This is a genomic window from Frondihabitans sp. PAMC 28766 (assembly GCF_001577365.1).
In the GTDB taxonomy this organism is placed as follows: domain Bacteria; phylum Actinomycetota; class Actinomycetes; order Actinomycetales; family Microbacteriaceae; genus Frondihabitans.
This window is the reverse complement of sequence record NZ_CP014513.1, coordinates 3,038,864-3,057,793: the sequence shown is the minus strand read 5'-3', so window position 1 is coordinate 3,057,793 and position 18,930 is coordinate 3,038,864. Positions and strand designations below refer to the sequence as shown.

Genomic DNA, 18,930 nt, shown 5'->3' with positions numbered 1-18,930 from the left:
GGGTTCTCCACAGAGTGGGCGAAGGGCCCCTGTGGCCGCGCCGAGTCGGCTTCACTGGAGGCATGACCACTTTCGCGACTCGGAGTCGCCGCCGCTCTCGTGACGATCGCGCCACTCTGCAGACCGCTCTCCGCGAGGTGGCCGAGCGCCGCGTGCTCCGCTTTCGGGCGGCGCTGGAGGCCGCCGTGGCGGCCCCGCAGGCCAGGCTGCCGACGGCCTCCGGCCCGGCAGTACTGGTGCTGGGTCGCGGTGCCGTCGATGTGCTCGTGCGTGCCGGGCCTGAGGCCTCGCCTTCGACGGGGGAGTTGCTCCGCCTCGATGGGGCACCGCTCGTCGTCCGCGCCGACCGCGGTGTGCGCGTCCTCGGGCCGCCCGTCCTCGCCAGGCTCGTAGCGGAGTCGTACGCGGCGGCGCTGCTGGGCCCGGGCCTCGAGCCGAACCGCGCGGCGACGCCGGGCCGCGACCGGGTTTCGAAATGGCACGAGCCCTTGGTCGACGGCGGCTCCTGCCTCATCGAGCTGGGGGAGACCTCGCGGGCCGACGAAGGCTACCTGGGCGCCGAGGTGTGGCTGGCCCCCGACGGCACCGCCTGCGCGCGCACCCCCTCGGAGGCGCGCGGGCGCTGGGTTCCCGTCGACCTCGAGTGGTGAGCCTCATGGCTTCGCGAGATCCATCGACACGGCCTGCGGAGGAAGAGCTCGGCATCCTACCCCAACCGGACTCCTCCCGGGCGATCGCACCCGCCGCCACCGGGGCACGATTCACACCGGCGAAAGTCAGCCCGCAGTGAGGCCCGCCCCGGCACGAATCGCCCCGACGACGACACCGCCGCCGAGCACCCGCTCGAGCGTCCGATCGAGCACCCGCGCGGCAGCGGACGCGTCCACGGCTCCTGCCTCGACGAGCAGCTGCAGCGCCGCCAGCGTGCCCGCCCGCAGGTTGCCGTCGAGCACCTTGACCGCGACGGCGACTCCTGACGTGGTGCCCATCACCATCACCCCTTCGGCGCCGAGCTTGGCGAGCAGCCCGAGCTCGTCGATGGTGACCGTATTGGCTCGGCCGGGGCCGTCGAGCGCCCACGCGTCGGCTAGGACGGCCCTGACCAGGTGACCGGCCTCGGCATCCTGGTCGGTCGTGGCGGAGTGGGTCAGGCGCGCGATGCCGGTCGCGAGACCGCGCAGGGTGACGGCGAAGACGGGGGCTCCGCAGCCGTCGACACCCGCGTGGTCGACCTCTTCGCCGGTGTACTCGGCGATGGTGGCGCGGATGGCCCGCTGCAAGGGGTGGTCGAGGTCGTCGTAGCTGCCGGCGGGCCAACCGTTGTGCCGGCACGCGAGGAGGAACCCGGCGTGCTTGCCGCTGCAGTTCATGAAGAGCCGGGTCGGCGCGTCGGCCGCGCGGGCGGTGGCCCGGTCGTAGGGCCAATCGGGCGGGCACAGCAGGTCGTCGACGGTGGCGTCGGCGCGCGTCAGCATGTCGAGGACGATGGCCTGGTGCGCCGGTGTGCCCGCATGGCTGGCCATGGCCAGCACCGCTTGCGGCCCCTCGAGGTCCACGCCCGAGCGCAGCACGGCCAGCGCCTGGAAGGGCTTGAGGGAGGATCTCGGGTAGACCGACGCGGTCACATCGCCCACGGCGCGCAGCAGGGTGCCGTCCGATGCCACGACAGCTGCCGCGCCGATGTGGCGACTCTCGATCATGCCGGAGCGCTCGAGCACGGCGAGCTCGACCGAGCCCTCGACGCCCAGCGGGTGACCGCCCAGCAGATCGCGGCCCAGCGGGTGACTGCCCAGCGGATCGCGGCCCGAAAGAGACGATGGAGGGGCGGTCGGGCGGTCGTGGTGCTGGCTGTCCATGAGGGGGAGTGTAACGATGGTGGTTCGAGAAAGAGGCGCGCCCATGTTCGACCACCACTACACGCTGCACACCCACTGGACGGGCGACCGCGGCGTCGGCACTGCCGACTACAACTCGTACGGGCGCGACCACACGCTCACCGTGGCGGGCAAGCCCGACGTGCTGGGTTCGGCCGACAAGCCCTTCCGCGGCGACGTCGACCGCTGGAACCCGGAGGACATGCTCGTCGGTGCCCTCTCGCAGTGCCACCTGCTGAGCTACCTGTGGCTGTGCTCGATCAATGGTGTCGTCGTCACGGGCTACGACGACGAGGCGACCGGCACGATGGTTCAGACGCGTGACGGCGGCGGCCACTTCACCGAGGTGACCCTGCACCCGCACGTGACGGTAACCGACGAGTCGATGGTGGCGCGGGCCCTCGAGCTGCATCACGAGGCGTCCGAGAAGTGCTACATCGCCTCGAGCGTCAACTTTCCCGTGACTCACGAGCCGACGGTGGTGGCAGCGCAGACGAGCACTCAGCTTCCGGCCTGACTCGTCCGCAAGACTGCTGCGGCCTCCGCTCCGCACCCTGAAAGGCCCCGATGCGCCGCTCTCGCCTTCTCGCCACCCTCGCCGTGATCCCTGTCGCCGCGCTGGCTCTCGCCGGCTGCACGTCATCGTCGACGCCCAGCCCGTCAACGTCTTCGACGGCCAAGGCCGACACGAGCTGTACCGCTCCGGCATCAGGATCCGCAGCCAAGGCCGTCAAGGTCGCAGGCACCCTCGGCACGCAGCCCACCGTCTCGTTCGAGAAGGGCTTGACGGTCTCGAAGACGCAGCGCACCACCGTCATCCACGGGACGGGTGCGAAGGCGACGACCGGCAGCCTGCTGGACGTCGCCTTCTCGATCTACGACGCGACGACCGGCAAGAAGGTGTCGACGGCGGGCTACAAGGGCATGGCCGCCACGCAGTTCACGGTGAGCGACAAGCTCTACCTGCCGGGTCTCGTCGACGCGATGCAGTGCGCCCCGATCGGCTCGCGCACCGTGACGGTGGCCGACTCGGCGGACATGTTCGGGTCGAACGGCTCCGAGTCGTTCGGAGTCGCAGCCGGCGACGACATCGTGATCGTGATGGATCTGCTGTCACCCGTCTCGACGAAGGCCACCGGCACGCCCGTGGCACCGAAGGCCGGCTTCCCCCGCGTCACCCTCGCGAAGGGCGGCCAGCCGAAGGTCACGCTGCCGGCGACGAAGCCGCCGTCGACCTTCCAGCTCGAGACGCTCAAGCAGGGCACCGGCAAGACGGTCGGCGCCACGGATTCGGTCACTGTGCAATACCAGGGAACCCTCTGGCGCACCGACAAGGTGTTCGACCAGAGCTGGGGCAGCGGGCCCACCACGTTCTCGCTCACGCAGGTGGTGCCGGGCTTCAAGAAGGCCATCGCGGGGCAGAAAGTCGGATCGCAGGTGCTCGCGATCCTGCCGCCCGCCGACGGCTACGGCACGGCCGGCAACGACACCGCGGGCATCAAGGGCACCGACACGCTCGTCTTCGTGATCGACATCCTCGCTGTGTCCTGAAAGCGCGAGCACACGGGTCACGACCGGTCCGACTCCGGCGGGACGACGCGTCGTGTGCGATCGCACGAAAATCCCTGAAGGAGCCGCCTTCGGCGTCTCGCGCAGAAGCCGCAGTCGCGAAGCGGCCGTAGGCTGGGGCTATGCGCCGCATCACCGTCCTCGGCTCCACCGGCTCGATCGGCGTCCAGGCGCTCGACGTGATCGAAGCCAACCCGCACCTGTTCACGCTCGTGGGCCTCTCCGCAGGGTCCAACCGCGAGCTGCTCGCCGAGCAGGCGGCGAAGTTCGGCGTCGAGCACACCGCCCTCGGCACCGACGAGTCGGTGCAGCTCGTGCAGGACATCGAGACCGACGTGGTGCTGAACGGCATCACCGGCTCGGTGGGCCTCGGCCCCACCCTCGCAGCGCTCCGCTCGGGCGCGACTCTGGCCCTCGCCAACAAAGAGAGCCTCATCGTCGGTGGCGACCTCGTGAAGGCGGCGGCTCGGCCCGGCCAGATCGTGCCGGTCGACTCCGAGCACTCCGCCATCGCCCAGGCCCTTCGCGCCGGCTCTGCCGACGAGGTGCGCCGCCTCGTGCTGACCGCGTCGGGCGGCCCCTTCCGCGGCCGTTCTCGCGAGTCGCTGCGCGACGTCACCCCGCGAGAGGCCCTCGCGCACCCCACCTGGGACATGGGTCTCGTCGTCACCACCAACTCCTCGACCCTCGTCAACAAGGGCCTCGAGATCATCGAGGCGCACCTGCTCTTCGACGTCGGCTACGACCGCATCGACGTCGCCGTGCACCCGCAGTCGATCGTGCACTCGATGGTCGAGTACGTCGACGGCTCGACGATCGCCCAGGCGTCGCCGCCCGACATGCGTCTGCCGATCTCGCTCGGCCTGGCCTGGCCCGACCGGGTGCCGGGAGTCGGCGCGCCCCTCGATTGGTCGACCGCGTCGACCTGGACCTTCGAGCCCCTCGACGACGAGGCGTTCCCCGCGGTCGAGCTCGCCAAGCAGGTCGGTCGGGCAGCGTCGACGTACCCGGCCGTGTTCAACGCCGCGAACGAGCAGGCCGTGCACGCCTTCCACGAGGGGCGCATCGGCTACCTCGACATCGTCGACACGATCCGCAGCGTCGTCGACGCGCACACCCCGGAGGCGAGCGACCTCGCCGGCGTGCTCGATGCCGAGCGCTGGGCCCGCACCGAGGCCGATCGCGTCCTGAGCCGCTGAGCCGCTGAGCCCGTCACCCGCTGAGCCCCTGACCCGCTGAGCCCCTGACCCGCTGAGCGCCGGAGCCCCGGAGCGACGCACCCGGCGAGCCGACGCCCCGCCCTAGACGAAGCGTTCCCTAAGCTGGCCTCATGTCTTGGCTCGCCGCGAACTGGACCGAGATGCTCGGGTTCGTCACCGGCGCCGCGTGCGTGCTCCTGGCCGCCCGGCGCAACATCTGGAACTTCCCCATCGGCCTCGCGAACAACATCGTGTTCCTCTGGCTCTTCGTGCAGAGTGCGCTCTACGCCGATGCCGGCCTCCAGGTCGTGTATCTCGTGCTCGGAGTCGCCGGCTGGGTGGGCTGGGTGCAAAACCGGGCCAGCGACGACAAGGCCCTGATCGTGTCGACGCCGCGCCGTGCGATCCTGCCGCTCGTCGTGGTGACCGTGGCGATGGGGGTCGCGCTCGTCTGGATCCTGAGCACCTTCACGAACTCGACCACGCAGCTCGCGGATGGCTCGACCACGGCGGTCAGCCTGACGGCCCAGTACATGCTCAACCGCCGCTGGATCGAGAACTGGTTCGTGTGGCTGGCCGTCGACATCGTCTACGTCGGCCTCTACCTCGTCAAGGGCCTGTGGATCACGGGCCTGCTCTACCTGCTCTTCATCGGCATCGCCGTGGTCGGCTACCGCGCCTGGGTCGTGGCTCGTCGCCACGGCGGAGGAATGGCAGCAGGCGTGGCGGCAGGAGCCGACGTGCCGCCCGCCGAGGCGGCTCTCGTCATCGGCGACCCGGATCGCACCCGTGGCTGAGCCCGCGCCGGGCAAGCGCTTCAGGCGCGGCCTCGTTCTCGGCAAGTTCTATCCGCTGCACGCCGGGCACTCGGCTCTCATCCGCACGGGCCTCCGCGCCTGCGACGAACTCGTCGTGGAGGTGCTGGGCGCGAGCGTCGAGTCGATCGCGCTCGAGACCCGCGTGGCCTGGCTGCGCGAAGACCATCCGACGGCCACGGTCGTCGCAGGACTCGACGACGCCCCGATCGACTATGCGTCGGCGGCGATCTGGGAGGAGCACATGCGCGCGATCGAGAGCCTCCTGCCAGGCCCGATCGACGCGGTGTTCTCGAGTGACGCCTACGGCGGCGAACTGGCGGCCCGTCTCGGCGCGGCCTGGGTGCGAGTCGATCCCGACCGCGTCGAGACGCCCATGTCGGGCACCGCCGTCCGTGCCGATCTCGCCGGCAGCTGGTGGGCGCTCTCGTCGGCCGTCCGCCGCGACCTCACGCCGCGCATCGTGGTGCTCGGGGCGGAGTCGACGGGCACGACGACGCTGGCGGAGGCGCTCGCCGAGCGGTACGACACCCTGTGGGTGCCCGAGTACGGGCGCGAGCACACGATCACCCGCGAGGGCGGCCTCGAGACCGAATGGCGGAGCGACGAGTTCGACCTCATCGTCGACCGTCAGATCGCTCTGGAAGACGACGCGCTGCGGCGCGTGCCGAAGCCTCTGATCATCTGCGACACGGACGTCCTCGCCACGGCGCTCTGGCACGAGCGCTACGTCGGCACGCCCGCGCCGCGTCTGCTCTCGGCCGCCGACGCCCACCGGCCCGCTCTGTACGTGCTGACCGGAGACGACATCCCGTTCGTGCAGGACGGCCTGCGCGACGGCGAGCACATCCGGCACGCCATGCAGCAGCGCTTCCGAGACGAACTCGGCACCCGGACGACACCATGGCTCGAAGTCCGCGGCTCGGTCGTCGAGCGAGTCGCCAAGGCCAGTCGGGCCATCGATGAGGCAGTGCGCCGAGCGTTGACGTTTGCGAGCCCGCTCAGCGACGGCGTGGCCGATGCGCCCGAGCCCGCAGACGGGCCTGCCCGCCATTCGACTCCTGCAGAGGCCCTCCATCAGGGCCGGCGAGATCGCTAGAGTGGCGAACATGGGGGATCGCTGGAGCCGACTGTCGCAGTCACCGACGAGGGCCGGGCAGTATCCGCCGCCCGAGGGTCTCCGCGCCGAAGACCTGTTCGCGCCGCCCGCACCCGCACCCGAGGCCGCTCTCGACGAGAAGCTGCGCCGCGCGTACTTCTGGCTCGTCAACCAGGCCGTCATCTCGCCCTACTACGACGTCGAGTTCTCGAAGGGCGAGCCCGTCCACTTCGAACTCGGCGACGCGGGCGCCGAGCTCCACCTGCCGACCGACCAGTCGTACTCGTCCAACGTCCTCCTGCCCCTCCTCACGATGGCCGTCGGCGGCAAGTGCCTGCTCGTCGGCGGGCCGGGGCGCGGCAAGACGACCCTGGCGATTCTGATGGGCGTGCTCACCGGCTCATCGCCCGCCGACGTGCGCCGCAGCGTGCAGCAGGGCCAGCCGCAGCTGACCGTGAGCGACCTCGTCGGCTTGCCGCTGCCGCGCGATCTCGTGCAGGCCGGAAGCCTCGCCGAGATCTCCATCGCGTGGCGCGGCTGGCTGACGCGACCCGTCAAGATCGTCGACGAATACAACAGGATCCCGACCAAGACGCAGTCCGCGCTTCTCACCATGGTCGCCGAGGGCTACGTCGAGAGCCACGACCAGATGCTCTCGACGAGCCCCGAGTCGGGTGTCGAGAGCTGGTTCTTCACCGCCAACGACGACGCGGGCGGCGGCACCTTCCCCGTCATCCAAGCCCTCCGCGACCGGATGGACGTCACTGTCGCGGCCATGGGCTTCAACAGCCGATTCTTCGACGAGCTCGTCACGCGCATCGAGGCGGGGGAGAAGCCCGAAGACCACGTGCCGGCCGAGCTGATTCTGAACCCGCCCGAGCAGCGCGCGCTCGAAGCGGCCGTCCGGGCCGTTCCCGTCCCGGCGGCGGTGCGCCGCCAGGTGGAGTTCTTCGCGTCGCACTTCGAGTTCGTGCAGCACGGCGGGCGGCGGTTCGAATACCGCACCAAGGACACCGTCGCGACCGGTGGCGGCGAGGTCGCCCAGGTCATCGACAGCAACTCGGGCGCCGACCTGCAGGTCGATCTCGGTGCGCAGACGATCAACAGCCTGTCGGTGCGCGCCCTCCAGACGCTCATCACGTTCGCGAAGGCCATGGCCTACTTCCGGGGCCAGCCCGAGGTGTCGATCGACGACGTGGCCGCGATCCTGCCGTTCGCCCTTCGCGGGAAGCTGCTGCCCAACCGGGCGCACCCGCGGTTCGAGCAGGTCGACGACGCCGAGCTGGCCACCGACCAGGTGAGTTGGCTGGCCGACCTCTTCGCGCAGTCGAGGCGCCAGTTCGCGTCGCTGAACCTGGACCGCGCCGATGCGGTCGGCACCCTGCTCGCCGAGCTCGCCCGAGGCCTCGACGGTCTCCGCGCCGTCGACGCGTCGCGGCGCATCACCGCCATCGAGTCGCAGATCGCCCAGGTGGCCGGGCAGGGCAAGCTCTACGGGCGGCACTACGACGATCTGCTCGCCCTGAAGTACCTCCACCAGCGGTACACGAACTACCTGCTGTGGCTGGATGGCGGCCCGGCGTGAGTCGTCGAGCGGGCCACGCGGTCAACACCGACCTCGATGTCGACGACCTGCGCCACGTCAGGCTGCCGCAGGTCGACGGCTTCGATGTCGAGCAGTCCGCCGACAACGTCGCGAACTGGGGCGGCGAACCCCGCCTCTACGCACACTTTCTGTCGGCCGCAGCCGCGATCGCGGGCGACCGAGGCTTCCTCACCCTGTCGGCGCTGGCCGCCTGGCGCGCGGGAGTCGTCGAGCTGAGAGCCGATGCCCTCCGTCGCCTCCTGGCGCCCCACAGTGAGGTCGACGCAGCGACTGCGGCGGCTGCGCTCGGCCTCCACCCCGACGCGGTCGCCCGCTTCGCCGCCGCGCAGCAGAGCGACCCCCTCGCCTGGCCCGGCGCCGAGCCCGGCTCCGTCGTCGCGCGCGTCGGCGGCTTCCGCGGCCTGGGCGGGCCATGGTCGAAGCCGCCGGTCGAGGCGCAGACCGTCGGGCCGGGGCACTTCGTCGTGCGCACCGGTGACGAGCGCTGGTCGATCTCGACCGATGTGTTCGGCACGCGGCTTGCGAGGGTCGACCCGCAGGATCCGGGGCCCTCGGTCGTTGCCGGAGGCTCCGCTTCTGCGCACCTCGAGACCGCACCCACGTCATACCTCGCGTTCGTCGTGCGGGGGCCGCCGCGTGAGCCCCGTGCTGTCGACGGGCCGCCGCGGACTCTCTCAGAAGCCACTGCCGCTCACGGCCGATCAGCGCGAAGCCTGGGTCGCCGGCCAGGCTCTCTGGGGCGTCTCCCTTCACGACGCCCTCGCGCATCCTCGTGCCCACCAGGGCACATTCGCCTGGTTCTCCTTCCCGCCGCAGGTCTGGTTCGACCTCGACGACCCGTCGGCCCGCGACGTCGGCGGTTGTCTCGAGTCGATCTTCGCCCACGAGATCGGCCACCACGTGCTGTCGCCGAGCACTCGGCAGGACGACCTCAAGATCCGCCACCAGATGGCCCGAGCCCTGACCGCCACCGGGGTGAGCCCGACCGCAGTGCCCGGGCGTGCGAGCTGGTGCGCCAACGTGTGGTCGGACATGCTGATCAACGTGCGGGTCGCCGAGCTGCAGCGCCTCCGCGACCAGCGCGCGGAATCGCTGCCGCACGAGCCCGAGATGATCGAAATGTGGCGGATCCTGTCGCGCGAGAGCACTCGCGACCGCCTGTGGTGGTGCGTGATGCGCGCGTACGAGATCGTCTGGTCGAAGCCGCCGGGCACGCTCTGCACGGTCGCCCCGCCGCCTGCGCCCGCGCCCGCGCCACCCGGAAGCCCCTCCGCGCTGCCCCCGATGACCGACGATGCCCGAACCGCCTTCGAGAAGCTGTCGCTGACCGACCCCGCGTTCGATGCGAGCCTTCTGGCCGACACGGTGCGAACCTTCGGGGCCGACCCGGTGAGCGGCGCCCTCCGGTTCGGGATGATCGCCGCGCCGTACTTCGTCGAGCTCGAGCGCGCCGGGGGAGGGGGTGTGACCGTCGCCGTCTGCGGCGGTCAGCTCGATGCGCGCCCCGCGACGCCGGGCGAGCTCGTGGCCGTCCTCGCCGACGCCCGCATGCGTGAAAAGCCGACGCATCCTGCAGCCGACGGCCTTCCCGAACCCTCCGACGACGGCTCGCCGACGTCCGACACCGACGCGCAGGGCTACGGCGCTGCGGCGACGCTCGAGCTCTACGCGTCGAGCGACCAGAGCGCCGTGCTGTCGGCCTGGTACCAGTCGGAGGCGAAACCGTGGGTGAAACCGCTCGAGCAGCGGGTTCAGGAGGCGACGCAGAGCGACCAGTCCGTGCCCGGGCCCCTCGACGAGTGGAGCATCGGCGACGACTTCGCCGACATCGACTGGCCGGCGACCCTCTCCCAGGGCGCCATCATCGTGCCGGGCGTGACGACCCGGCGCCGCACCGAGCTGCCCGACACGCCCCCGCCGACTCTCGAGAGCGTGCAGCTCGACCTCTACATCGACTCGTCCGGGTCGATGCCGTCGCCGATCAGCGGCTCGCCGGCCGTCCTCGCCGGCACGGTCCTCTTGCTGTCCACCTTCCAGGGCGGAGGACGCGCGCGGGTGTCGTCGTTCTCGGGCCCCGGGCAGGTGAGCGGCACGACAGGTTTCACGCGCGACCGCACGGAGGCCCTGGGCGCCCTGACGACGTTCTTCGGCGGCGGCACGACCTTCCCGCTCGACCTGTACGCCTCGCGGTACCGGGCGGCACGGCGGTCGAGCGAGGTGCGCCGCCACGTCGTGATCCTGTCGGACGACGGTCTGTCATCGCTCTTCGGCGCCGGGCAGCCTGGGGCGGAGACCGTCGCGGCCACGGTGCGTGGGCGCCTGGACACGGCCACGCTCATCGTGCAGGACTACGGCCACTCGATCGAGCAGGCCGCGCGAGCCGCCGGCTACGACACGCTGTACATCGACAGCATGTCCGAGGCCCCGGCGGCCTGCGCAGCTCTCGCCGACCGTCTTGCGGCCTACACACCGGGAGAGGCCCGTGGCTGACTTCTTCTCGCGCTTCCGTCGACAGCAGGCCGGGCCCGACTCGGGGCCGGCCGGCGAGCCGAGCGCGCTCGACCGCTGGCTCGCCCGCGGCGACGACGAGACGCAGGCCTGGGCGACCGCCAGGCCGGGGCCCACGGCCGACGAGATCGCGTCGCGCATCTCGTCGGTGCCCAAGTCGTTCGTCGAGGAGGGCGTCGATCTCGTCGCGCTCGGCGGTGACGTGCTCGATCAGATCTTCCTCGGCGAGACCGCGGGGCCGCCCGCGCACGGTCTGCCGAGCGACGTCGTCGACGTGCTGACCGCTATCTCGACCGGCTCGTCCGACGCCGCCCGGAGCGCCGCGGCGATCACCCTGTGGGTCTATGCCAGCGACGACGAATTCGGCCCGACCACCCCGCCGATCACGCAGTTCTGGGCGCCGCGTGTGATCGCAGCCTTGGCGTGGCGGCTCTCCAGTGCCGTCGATCCGAGCGAGTGGGTGAGCGATGCCGAGCGCCGCGACGAGGCCGCCCGTACGCTGCTGCTCTGGTCGGGTTTCCTGCCCGGCGGCGAAGACATCGACACGGCGCGCAGCCTCTTCGCGATGCGCGACTCGCTGCAGCGGAACCAGGCGATGGCCGCCGCGCTCGCCCAGCAGCAGCACCGTCTCGACGTCACCCGCCAGCTCACCGAGGCGCGGGCGCGTGAGGCTGCCGCCCGGTACTCGTCCGAATGAGCCCCGAATGAGCCCCGCATGAGCCCCGCGGGCAGCGGCGGTCACGCCGGTCACGCCACCCTCGCGCAACCTCAGGATCCCGACGCGACCGACCCCCTGGGCCTCGCCGAATACCGCCCCGGCGCGTCCGCCGTGCTCACCGACGCCGAGCGCTGGCCGACGATGACCCCCGAGGCCGCCGCGCGCCTCGAGGCCCTCCGTCGCCACCCGCTGGCCCCGGCCTGGACGCACGCCACAGGCGACCGCCTGACCGCCGACGGCATCCTCCGCGCCCAGACACCGCTGCCCTCGACGGCTGGCTCGACGCCCACCTGGCCGTCGCCCGTCTCCTCCTCGCTTACCGCGACCACCCGGGCCCTCTCGAACGCCTCGACGACTTCCCGCTGGTCGCGCGCGACGACCTCGTCGACGACGTCTCGGCGTTCGTGCCCCAGGGCGCCGACTTCGACCAGATGATCCACGGGTCGAGCTCGGGGACGACCGGCCGCGCGCTCCTCATCCCCGACCACATCGAAGAGGTCGCCCGCACCCTCCACCTCCTCGTCTCGCTCGTCCGCGATCAGGGCGTCGACTGGCATCCCGACGCCTCGCGCATGGCCGTCGCACAGCTGGTCCACCAGCGCCAGGCCTTCACCTACGCCTCGCTCGCCTCGAGCTTCGGCTTCGCGACCCTGGCCCGCGTGAACCTCCACCCCGACCAGTGGAGCGAGCCGGGCCGGCGTGCGACCTTCCTGGCGAGTCAGCAGCCGCAGGTGCTCTCGGGCAACCCGACGAGCCTGGGTGAGTTGCTGGATCCTGCGTTCCGGGCGGCCCTGCACCCGCTCGCCATCGTGTCGGGCGCCATGCACCTCGAAGAGCCGCTGCGCCTCGCCCTGAACGAGGCCTACCGCTGCCCGATCATCGACCTGTACGGGCTGCACGAGACGCGCCCGATCGCGGTCAGCGTCGACGGCGGCCCGCGCTTCGTGCTCGACCGCCGGGTCGTCGTCGAGATCGCGGCGCCCGACGGCGAGATCCTGCCCGACGGGGAGTTCGGCGAGATCGTCGTGACGGCGGGAGAGAACCCGCTGCTGCCGCTGGTGCGCTATCGCACGTCCGACTACGGCCGCCTCGTGCGGGTCGACGGCCGTCTGGCCCTCGCCGACCTCGAGGGGCGTGAGGCCACCACTTTCCTCGGGGTCGACGGGTCGATCGTCCCCTCCGTCGACTTCACCCAGCACCTGCAGACCTGGGGCGCCCTCGGCTGGGCCGTCGAGCAGGCGGCATCAGGATCCGTGACGGCCGTCATCGCGCAGGGCGACGCCTCGCGCATCCAGGCCTCCCTCTCGCTCCTCCTCGGCCGCGACGTCCAGGTCACCCGGGTGACCGCCGTGGCCGATCTCGGCGAGGGCAAACCGCGACGCTACCGATCGCTGGCGACGCGCACGGCCGACGTCCGGTGAGTTCATTGACAACCTCCCGTACTGTTGCGAGGTGGAAACTGTCCTGCTCTATGTGATCGGCATCCTGGTGGTCGCCGTCGGCCTCGTCGTGTCGATCGGGCTGCACGAGATCGGTCACCTGCTGCCGGCCAAGGCCTTCGGCGTGAAGGTCGGGCAGTACATGATCGGGTTCGGCCCGACACTCTGGTCGCGAGTGCGCGGCGAGACCGAGTACGGCATCAAGGCCATTCCGCTCGGCGGCTACATCTCCATGGCCGGCATGTTCCCGCCCCAGAAGACCCTGCTCGTCGCCGAGGACGCCCTCGAGTCGTCGGGTGCCCCCGCCCGTGCCTCGGGTGGCCGCACCTCGACCACGAGCCTCTTCGGCACCCTGACGCAGGATGCCCGCGAGGCCAGCGCCGAGACCGTCGATCCGGGCGAAGAGGGCCGAACCTTCTACCGCCTCGCCGTGCCGAAGCGGATCGCGATCATGCTCGGCGGCCCGGTGATGAACCTGCTCATCGCGATCGTCCTCTATTCGGTGGTGCTCTGCGGGTTCGGCACGCAGCAGGAGACCACCACGGTCGACACCGTCAGCCAGTGCGTCCTGCCCGCCTCGTCGACGTCGACGACCTGCCCGACGGGCGCCACGCCCTCACCGGGCGCTGCCGCAGGCCTCCGCTCGGGCGACAGGATCGTCTCGATCGACGGCACGAAGGTCACCAGCTGGGATCAGTCCACCTCGATCATCCAGAAGGCGCCGGGCAAGACCCTCGACATGGTCGTCGAACGGAAGGGCGTCACGACGACCCTGAAGGTCACGCCGCTGCTGACGAAGCGCTACAAGGTCGACGCGTCCGGCAACTACGTCACGAACGCCGCCGGCAAGAAGGAGACTGACGAGGTCGGATTCGTCGGCATCGGCGCCGCCTACGGCCGAGTGCAGCAGCCCGCCACCGACGTGCTGCCCACGGTCTGGACGAACGTCACCACCGTCGGCAACCTCATCATCCACCTGCCCGAGCGCCTCGTCGGCGTCGCCCAGGCGGCCTTCGGCGGCGGCACCCGTGATCCCAACGGCCCGGTCAGCGTCGTCGGCGTCGGCAAGCTCGCCGGGCAGGTCGCCAGCACGACGTCCGCCTCGATCGGCGACCGCCTCAGCGTCCTGATCGGCCTGCTCGCGAGCCTGAACGTCGCCCTGTTCGTGTTCAACCTGGTGCCGTTGATGCCGCTCGACGGGGGCCACGTCGCCGGCGCCATCATCGAGGGCGTCCGCCGCTTCTTCGCGAAGCTCTTCAAGCGCCGCGACCCGGGGCCCATCGACATCGCGAAGGCCCTGCCGCTGACGTTCGCGGTGTCGGCCGTGCTCATGGTGATGAGCGCCCTGCTGATCTACGCCGACTTTGTGAACCCCATCGCTTCGTAAGCCCTGAGTGCCCGTCATCTCTCGGGCACGGCTGTCAGCACCGAGGCTTACGATGAGGGCGTGCCTGCAGTCAACCTCGGAATGCCCAAGATCCCCGAAACCCTTGCCCCGCGCCGCAAGTCGCGCCAGATCAGAGTCGGCAAGGTGCTCGTCGGCGGTGGCGCTCAGGTGAGCGTCCAGTCGATGACCACCACTCCCACCACCAACATCAACGCCACTCTCCAGCAGATCGCCGAGTTGACGGCTTCAGGATGCGACATCGTTCGAGTCGCGGTCCCCAGCCGAGACGACGCCGAGGCGCTGCCGATCATCGCCAAGAAGAGCAACATCCCGGTGATCGCCGACATCCACTTCCAGCCGAACTACGTCTACGCGGCCATCGACGCCGGCTGCGCGGGCGTCCGCGTCAACCCGGGCAACATCCGCAAGTTCGACGACCAGGTCGGCAAGATCGCCGCGGCGGCGAAGGCCGCCGACGTGTCGATCCGCATCGGCGTCAATGCCGGCTCGCTCGAGCCGAGCATCATGCAGAAATACGGCAAGGCCACCCCGGAGGCTCTCGTCGAGAGCGCCGTGTGGGAGGCCAGCCTCTTCGAAGAGCACGACTTCCACGACTTCAAGATCTCGGTCAAGCACAACGACCCCGTCGTCATGGTCAAGGCGTACCGCCTCCTGGCCGAGCGCGGCGACTGGCCGCTGCACCTCGGCGTGACCGAGGCCGGCCCGTCCTTCCAGGGCACCATCAAGAGCGCGACCGCGTTCGGCATCCTCCTCGGCGAGGGCATCGGTGACACGATCCGTGTGTCGCTGTCGGCGCCGCCGGCCGAAGAGGTCAAGGTGGGCCTCCAGATCCTGCAGTCTCTCAACCTGCGTGAGCGCAAGCTCGAGATCGTCAGCTGCCCCAGCTGCGGTCGGGCCCAGGTCGACGTCTACAAGCTCGCCAACGACGTCACCGACGGCCTCGAGGGTATGACCGTGCCGCTGCGCGTCGCCGTCATGGGCTGTGTCGTCAACGGCCCCGGTGAGGCGCGCGACGCCGACCTCGGTGTCGCCTCCGGCAACGGCAAGGGCCAGATCTTCGTCAAGGGCGAGGTCATCGCAACGGTTCCCGAAGACCAGATCGTCGAGACGCTCATCCGCGAGGCGAACCGCCTGGCCGACGAGATGGGCCCCGGCGCCGTCGGCTCGCCCGAGGTCGTGACCGCCTGACCCCCTCCCGTTCTACCTATAGGTGCGGCCCTCCCTCACCGAAATTTCTGTGCGGTGGGGCCGCACCTATAGGTAAAACCGTTCCTCTCGGGCCGCTGGTTTAGAGTGTCCTGGTGACCGACACCACGACGTCCGCCCGCTCCGAGCCCGCGGCCCCCGCGCCGATCACCGCCGACGAGCTCTCTCGCTCGCGCGAGATCGTCGGGCGTGTCACGAAGGCCTTCGAGGCGAAGGTCGTCGGCCAGGTGGGCCTCCGCGACAGCCTGCTGGTGGCGCTGATCACCGGTGGCCACGTGCTGCTCGAGAGCGTTCCCGGGCTCGCCAAGACGACCGCGGCTCAGACGTTGGCGCAGGCGGTGGACGCGAGCTTCCGGCGCATCCAGTGCACGCCCGACCTCCTGCCGAGCGACATCACCGGCACGCAGATCTACGACGCGCAGTCATCGACCTTCGTGACGCAGCTCGGCCCCGTGCATTCCAACTTCGTGCTGCTCGACGAGATCAACCGCTCGAGCGCAAAGACGCAGAGCGCCATGCTCGAGGCGATGCAAGAGCGCCAGACGTCGATCGGCGGCACCGTCTACAAGCTGCCGCAGCCGTTCCTCGTGCTCGCCACGCAGAACCCGATCGAGCAGGAGGGCACGTACCAGCTGCCGGAGGCGCAGCTCGACCGGTTCCTGCTGAAAGAAATCCTCGATTACCCCTCGCCCGCCGAAGAGGCCGAGATCATCCGCCGCATCGAGAGCGGGGTCTACGATGACGCGACCGGCGCCGGTTCCGACGCGACGACCGGCGTGCACCTCGACGACATCCGCCTGCTGCAGAGCCTGGTCAAGCGCGTCTACATCGACGCCTCGATCGTCAATTACATCGTCCAGCTGATCTACGTGACGCGCCACCCCCAGCAGTACATCCCGGGCACCCTCGCCGACTACATCCAGTTCGGCGCCAGCCCTCGGGCCAGCATCGCCTTCACGCAGGCGGCTCGGGCGCTCGCCCTCCTCAACGGCCGCGACTACGTCATCCCCGACGACGTCAAGCACCTCCGCCACGGCGTACTGCGCCACCGACTCATCCTCGGCTACGAGGCGGCGGCCGACGAGGTCAAGCCCGAGACGATCATCGACGCCGTCTTCGGCGCGGTGCAGACCCCATAGCGCCTGTGGCCGGCCTGTTGCTGCGCGTCCGGACGAAGATGTCGATCTACGCCCACCGCAAGACCCTCGACCTCCTCGAGGGCGGCTACGCCTCCGTGCACCGTGGCCGCAGCCACGACTTCGACGACCTGCGCGCCTACGTGCCGGGCGACGAGGTCAAGGACATCGACTGGAAGGCGACGGCGCGCCACAACGAGCCTCTCGTCAAGCGCTACATCGCGTCGCGCCGCCACCAGTTGGTGCTGCTCGTCGACACCGGCCGCAACATGGCGGCCACGGCCGAGAGCGGCGAGAGCAAGAAGGACATCGCCGTCATGGCATCCGGCGCCCTGGCGTGGATCGCGGCACAGCACGGCGACGTGGTGTCGCTCGTCGTCGGCGACGAGAAGGGCACCCGCAGCTACCCGGCCGGCCAGCGCGACGAGCACCTCGAGCGCCTCCTGAGGGCCATCGACGAGCGGGTGACTCTGACAGCGCCCCGGAGCGACGTGCGGGGGCTCCTCGACTCCGTCGCGCGCGGTCTCAAGACGCGCTCGATGCTCCTGATCGTGACCGACGACGTGCGGATCGGGCCCGAGCACGAGGCGACGCTGCGTCGACTGCGCGCGAAGCACGAGATCCTGTGGCTGACCATCGGCGACGCCGACCTGATGCGCCGCGACGAGACCTCAGGGGAGGTCTACGACGTGCAGGAGGTCGCGGCCCTCCCGGCTTACGTGCGCGGAAACAAGCGACTCCGCGCGCTGTTCGAAGAGACGGCCGTGCAGACCCTCGTCGACACCGAGCAGCAGCTGCGCCAGCTGGGGGTCACGAGCCACAGGATCGCCAGCCAGACCGACGTCGTCCCCGGCCTGTTCGCCCTGCTCGAGAAGCATCGCCGTGCTGAACGATAGGGGCTTCTTCGGCCCGTCGCAGTACCAGCACTTCGTGCTCTACCTGGTGATCGGCGCCCTGCTCGTCGCCCTCGTCGTCGCCTGGTACGTCTTCGTCGTGCGGTTCTCGCGCACCCGACTCCCGCGCCCCGTCGTCGCCGGTGCGGCGAAGCCCGCCGACCTGCGGCAGCTCGTGGTGAAGTACTCGTCGATGATCGACGAGGTCGACGCCGAGTTCCGCGCCGGGCACCTCACCGAGCGGGCCGTCGCCGGGCGGCTCAGCCTCCTCCTGCGGTTCTTCGCCTTCGAGACGTCGGGCGTCGACGCTCAGGTGATGACCCTGAGCGACCTGCGGGTCGCGCGGCTGCCCACGGTCACCGGGGCCGTCGAGCAGTACTACCCGCCAGCCTTCCGGCAACAGACCGCGAGCGACGCCGGCCGCGCCGTCGAGACCGCCCGCGAGGTGGTGCGCTCATGGAGCTGATCTTCTGGTGGATGCCACTCGTGGCCCTCGCGCTGGCCGTGGCCGGCGCCCTCGTCTACCGCGAGTGGCGACGGCGCACTCGCGACGGCGGCGGTCGCTCGGGCACACCCGTCGCGCACAGCGAGCGGCTCACTGAGCTGCCCGAGTACCGGCGCATCCTCCGCCGCTACCGCGCCCTGCTCGCGGGCCTTCTGGTCGTGGTCGTGGTCGCCGCCGGCTCCGGCGTCCTGCTCGCGTCTCGCGTCTCGAGCGTCGACGTCGTCGAGCCGCAGTCGTACAAGCGCGACATCATGCTCTGCCTCGACGTCTCCGGCTCGATGACCGACGTCGACGCCAAGATCGCCGACACGTTCGCCACCCTGGCCGGAGACCTGCACGGCGAGCGGATCGGCCTCACGATCTTCGACAGCTCGGCCGTCACCGTCTTCCCGCTCACCGACGACTACGGCTACGTGAAGACCGAGCTGACGAAGTATCGCGACTCGTTCCGGTCGCAGGGCAATGACGGCCTGCGCTACTGGACGGGCACCGACCTCGGGTCAGGGGCCTCGCTGATCGGCGACGGCCTCGGGTCGTGCGTGCTCGGATTCGACGGCGACAAGTCGTCGACCAGGCCGAAGTCGATCGTGCTGGCCACCGACAACTACGTGAACGGCAGCCCGCTGCTCACCCTCAAGCAGGCGGCCGCACTCGCGACGAAGCGCAACGTGCGCGTCTACGCGATCGACCCTGTCGACTACTCGTCCGACACGGCGACGAACTCCGTCGCCCTCGACCTGAAGAACGAAGCCCTGTCGACCGGCGGCGGCTTCTACGCCCTGTCGAGCCACGACGCCGTGCCGAGCATCGTGCAGAAGATCGACGCTCAAGAGGCCGGCCTCTTCACCGGGTCGAAGACGCTCGTGATCTCCGACCACCCCGTCCCGCTCGCGATCACCCTGATGCTGCTCGTGATGGCCGTGCTGGCTCTGCTCTGGCGGGTGCGACTGTGACC

Annotated in this window: 19 protein-coding genes; 17 read left to right on the top strand and 2 right to left on the bottom strand. The window is 70.4% G+C overall.

Annotated features, from left to right (window positions below):
- The first annotated feature begins 62 nt into the window (after nucleotides 1-62).
- Nucleotides 63-650, top strand: coding sequence for a hypothetical protein (locus AX769_RS14605; RefSeq protein WP_066280730.1), 588 nt, complete (start codon nucleotides 63-65; stop codon nucleotides 648-650).
- A 126-nt stretch (nucleotides 651-776) separates the two neighbouring features.
- Here the strand turns inward: AX769_RS14605 and AX769_RS14600 are convergent, their stop codons facing one another.
- Nucleotides 777-1,856: an asparaginase gene (locus AX769_RS14600; protein WP_082763837.1), complete on the bottom strand. Its 1,080-nt coding sequence runs from the start codon at nucleotides 1,854-1,856 to the stop codon at nucleotides 777-779.
- Nucleotides 1,857-1,899: 43 nt separating this feature from the next.
- On the opposite strand from AX769_RS14600, the gene AX769_RS14595 reads away from it, so the two are divergent.
- The 6 genes from AX769_RS14595 (at nucleotide 1,900) to AX769_RS14570 (ending at nucleotide 8,141) form a co-directional block, all read left to right on the top strand.
- Nucleotides 1,900-2,391: an OsmC family protein gene (locus AX769_RS14595; protein WP_066280728.1), complete on the top strand. Its 492-nt coding sequence runs from the start codon at nucleotides 1,900-1,902 to the stop codon at nucleotides 2,389-2,391.
- 50 nt (nucleotides 2,392-2,441) lie between these two features.
- The gene (locus AX769_RS14590; RefSeq protein ID WP_066280726.1) at nucleotides 2,442-3,425 is read left to right on the top strand and encodes an FKBP-type peptidyl-prolyl cis-trans isomerase; all 984 of its coding nucleotides are present in this window, start codon (nucleotides 2,442-2,444) and stop codon (nucleotides 3,423-3,425) included.
- Between the two features lie 140 nt (nucleotides 3,426-3,565).
- The gene (locus tag AX769_RS14585) at nucleotides 3,566-4,642 is read left to right on the top strand and encodes a 1-deoxy-D-xylulose-5-phosphate reductoisomerase (protein ID WP_066280723.1); all 1,077 of its coding nucleotides are present in this window, start codon (nucleotides 3,566-3,568) and stop codon (nucleotides 4,640-4,642) included.
- Nucleotides 4,643-4,773: 131 nt separating this feature from the next.
- Entirely contained in the window at nucleotides 4,774-5,439 is a 666-nt protein-coding gene (pnuC, locus tag AX769_RS14580) for a nicotinamide riboside transporter PnuC (RefSeq protein ID WP_082763836.1), read from the top strand.
- Nucleotides 5,432-6,556 (top strand): AAA family ATPase, encoded by a 1,125-nt coding sequence (locus tag AX769_RS14575; protein WP_082763835.1) that lies wholly within the window; start codon nucleotides 5,432-5,434, stop codon nucleotides 6,554-6,556. Before pnuC ends, AX769_RS14575 begins: the two co-directional genes overlap by 8 nt.
- 10 nt (nucleotides 6,557-6,566) lie before the next feature.
- Entirely contained in the window at nucleotides 6,567-8,141 is a 1,575-nt protein-coding gene (locus AX769_RS14570) for a MoxR family ATPase (protein WP_066283748.1), read from the top strand.
- Here the strand turns inward: AX769_RS14570 and AX769_RS14565 are convergent.
- Nucleotides 8,108-8,746, bottom strand: coding sequence for a hypothetical protein (locus tag AX769_RS14565; RefSeq protein WP_066280721.1), 639 nt, complete (start codon nucleotides 8,744-8,746; stop codon nucleotides 8,108-8,110). The two genes, AX769_RS14570 and AX769_RS14565, sit on opposite strands and share 34 nt — an antisense overlap.
- A 52-nt stretch (nucleotides 8,747-8,798) precedes the next feature.
- On the opposite strand from AX769_RS14565, the gene AX769_RS14560 reads away from it, so the two are divergent.
- The 10 genes from AX769_RS14560 (at nucleotide 8,799) to AX769_RS14520 (ending at nucleotide 18,928) form a co-directional block, all read left to right on the top strand.
- Nucleotides 8,799-10,652, top strand: coding sequence for a hypothetical protein (locus tag AX769_RS14560; protein ID WP_066280716.1), 1,854 nt, complete (start codon nucleotides 8,799-8,801; stop codon nucleotides 10,650-10,652).
- Complete coding sequence (locus AX769_RS14555; RefSeq protein ID WP_066280714.1) at nucleotides 10,645-11,367, top strand: hypothetical protein; 723 nt, start codon at nucleotides 10,645-10,647, stop codon at nucleotides 11,365-11,367. The genes AX769_RS14560 and AX769_RS14555 overlap by 8 nt, the downstream gene beginning before the upstream one ends.
- Before the next feature lie 18 nt (nucleotides 11,368-11,385).
- Nucleotides 11,386-11,823: a hypothetical protein gene (locus AX769_RS25315; RefSeq protein ID WP_239451801.1), complete on the top strand. Its 438-nt coding sequence runs from the start codon at nucleotides 11,386-11,388 to the stop codon at nucleotides 11,821-11,823.
- Nucleotides 11,793-12,809, top strand: coding sequence for an AMP-binding protein (locus AX769_RS14550; RefSeq protein ID WP_239451800.1), 1,017 nt, complete (start codon nucleotides 11,793-11,795; stop codon nucleotides 12,807-12,809). Before AX769_RS25315 ends, AX769_RS14550 begins: the two co-directional genes overlap by 31 nt.
- A 31-nt stretch (nucleotides 12,810-12,840) precedes the next feature.
- A complete protein-coding gene (locus AX769_RS14545) occupies nucleotides 12,841-14,214 on the top strand; it encodes an RIP metalloprotease (RefSeq protein ID WP_066280713.1) in 1,374 nt (457 codons plus the stop codon).
- A 60-nt stretch (nucleotides 14,215-14,274) separates the two neighbouring features.
- A complete protein-coding gene (gene ispG / locus AX769_RS14540) occupies nucleotides 14,275-15,423 on the top strand; it encodes a flavodoxin-dependent (E)-4-hydroxy-3-methylbut-2-enyl-diphosphate synthase (RefSeq protein WP_204249219.1) in 1,149 nt (382 codons plus the stop codon).
- A gap of 113 nt (nucleotides 15,424-15,536) precedes the next feature.
- The gene (locus AX769_RS14535) at nucleotides 15,537-16,580 is read left to right on the top strand and encodes a MoxR family ATPase (RefSeq protein ID WP_204249218.1); all 1,044 of its coding nucleotides are present in this window, start codon (nucleotides 15,537-15,539) and stop codon (nucleotides 16,578-16,580) included.
- Between the two features lie 5 nt (nucleotides 16,581-16,585).
- Entirely contained in the window at nucleotides 16,586-17,473 is an 888-nt protein-coding gene (locus AX769_RS14530) for a DUF58 domain-containing protein (protein WP_066280708.1), read from the top strand.
- A complete protein-coding gene (locus AX769_RS14525; protein ID WP_066280705.1) occupies nucleotides 17,460-17,936 on the top strand; it encodes a hypothetical protein in 477 nt (158 codons plus the stop codon). Before AX769_RS14530 ends, AX769_RS14525 begins: the two co-directional genes overlap by 14 nt.
- Entirely contained in the window at nucleotides 17,927-18,928 is a 1,002-nt protein-coding gene (locus tag AX769_RS14520) for a VWA domain-containing protein (RefSeq protein ID WP_066280702.1), read from the top strand. Before AX769_RS14525 ends, AX769_RS14520 begins: the two co-directional genes overlap by 10 nt.
- Nucleotides 18,929-18,930: the final 2 nt, after the last annotated feature.

Bases quoted from the DNA above. Each gene is read 5' to 3' on its own strand.
- AX769_RS25315 (WP_239451801.1), top strand. From the start codon at position 11,386: ATGAGCCCCGCGGGCAGCGGCGGTCACGCCGGTCACGCCACCCTCGCG.
- AX769_RS14595 (WP_066280728.1), top strand. From the start codon at position 1,900: ATGTTCGACCACCACTACACGCTGCACACCCACTGGACGGGCGACCGC.
- AX769_RS14600 (WP_082763837.1), bottom strand. From the start codon at position 1,856: ATGGACAGCCAGCACCACGACCGCCCGACCGCCCCTCCATCGTCTCTT.
- AX769_RS14570 (WP_066283748.1), top strand. From the start codon at position 6,567: ATGGGGGATCGCTGGAGCCGACTGTCGCAGTCACCGACGAGGGCCGGG.
- AX769_RS14520 (WP_066280702.1), top strand. From the start codon at position 17,927: ATGGAGCTGATCTTCTGGTGGATGCCACTCGTGGCCCTCGCGCTGGCC.
- AX769_RS14585 (WP_066280723.1), top strand. From the start codon at position 3,566: ATGCGCCGCATCACCGTCCTCGGCTCCACCGGCTCGATCGGCGTCCAG.
- pnuC (WP_082763836.1), top strand. From the start codon at position 4,774: ATGTCTTGGCTCGCCGCGAACTGGACCGAGATGCTCGGGTTCGTCACC.
- AX769_RS14605 (WP_066280730.1), top strand. From the start codon at position 63: ATGACCACTTTCGCGACTCGGAGTCGCCGCCGCTCTCGTGACGATCGC.
- AX769_RS14590 (WP_066280726.1), top strand. From the start codon at position 2,442: ATGCGCCGCTCTCGCCTTCTCGCCACCCTCGCCGTGATCCCTGTCGCC.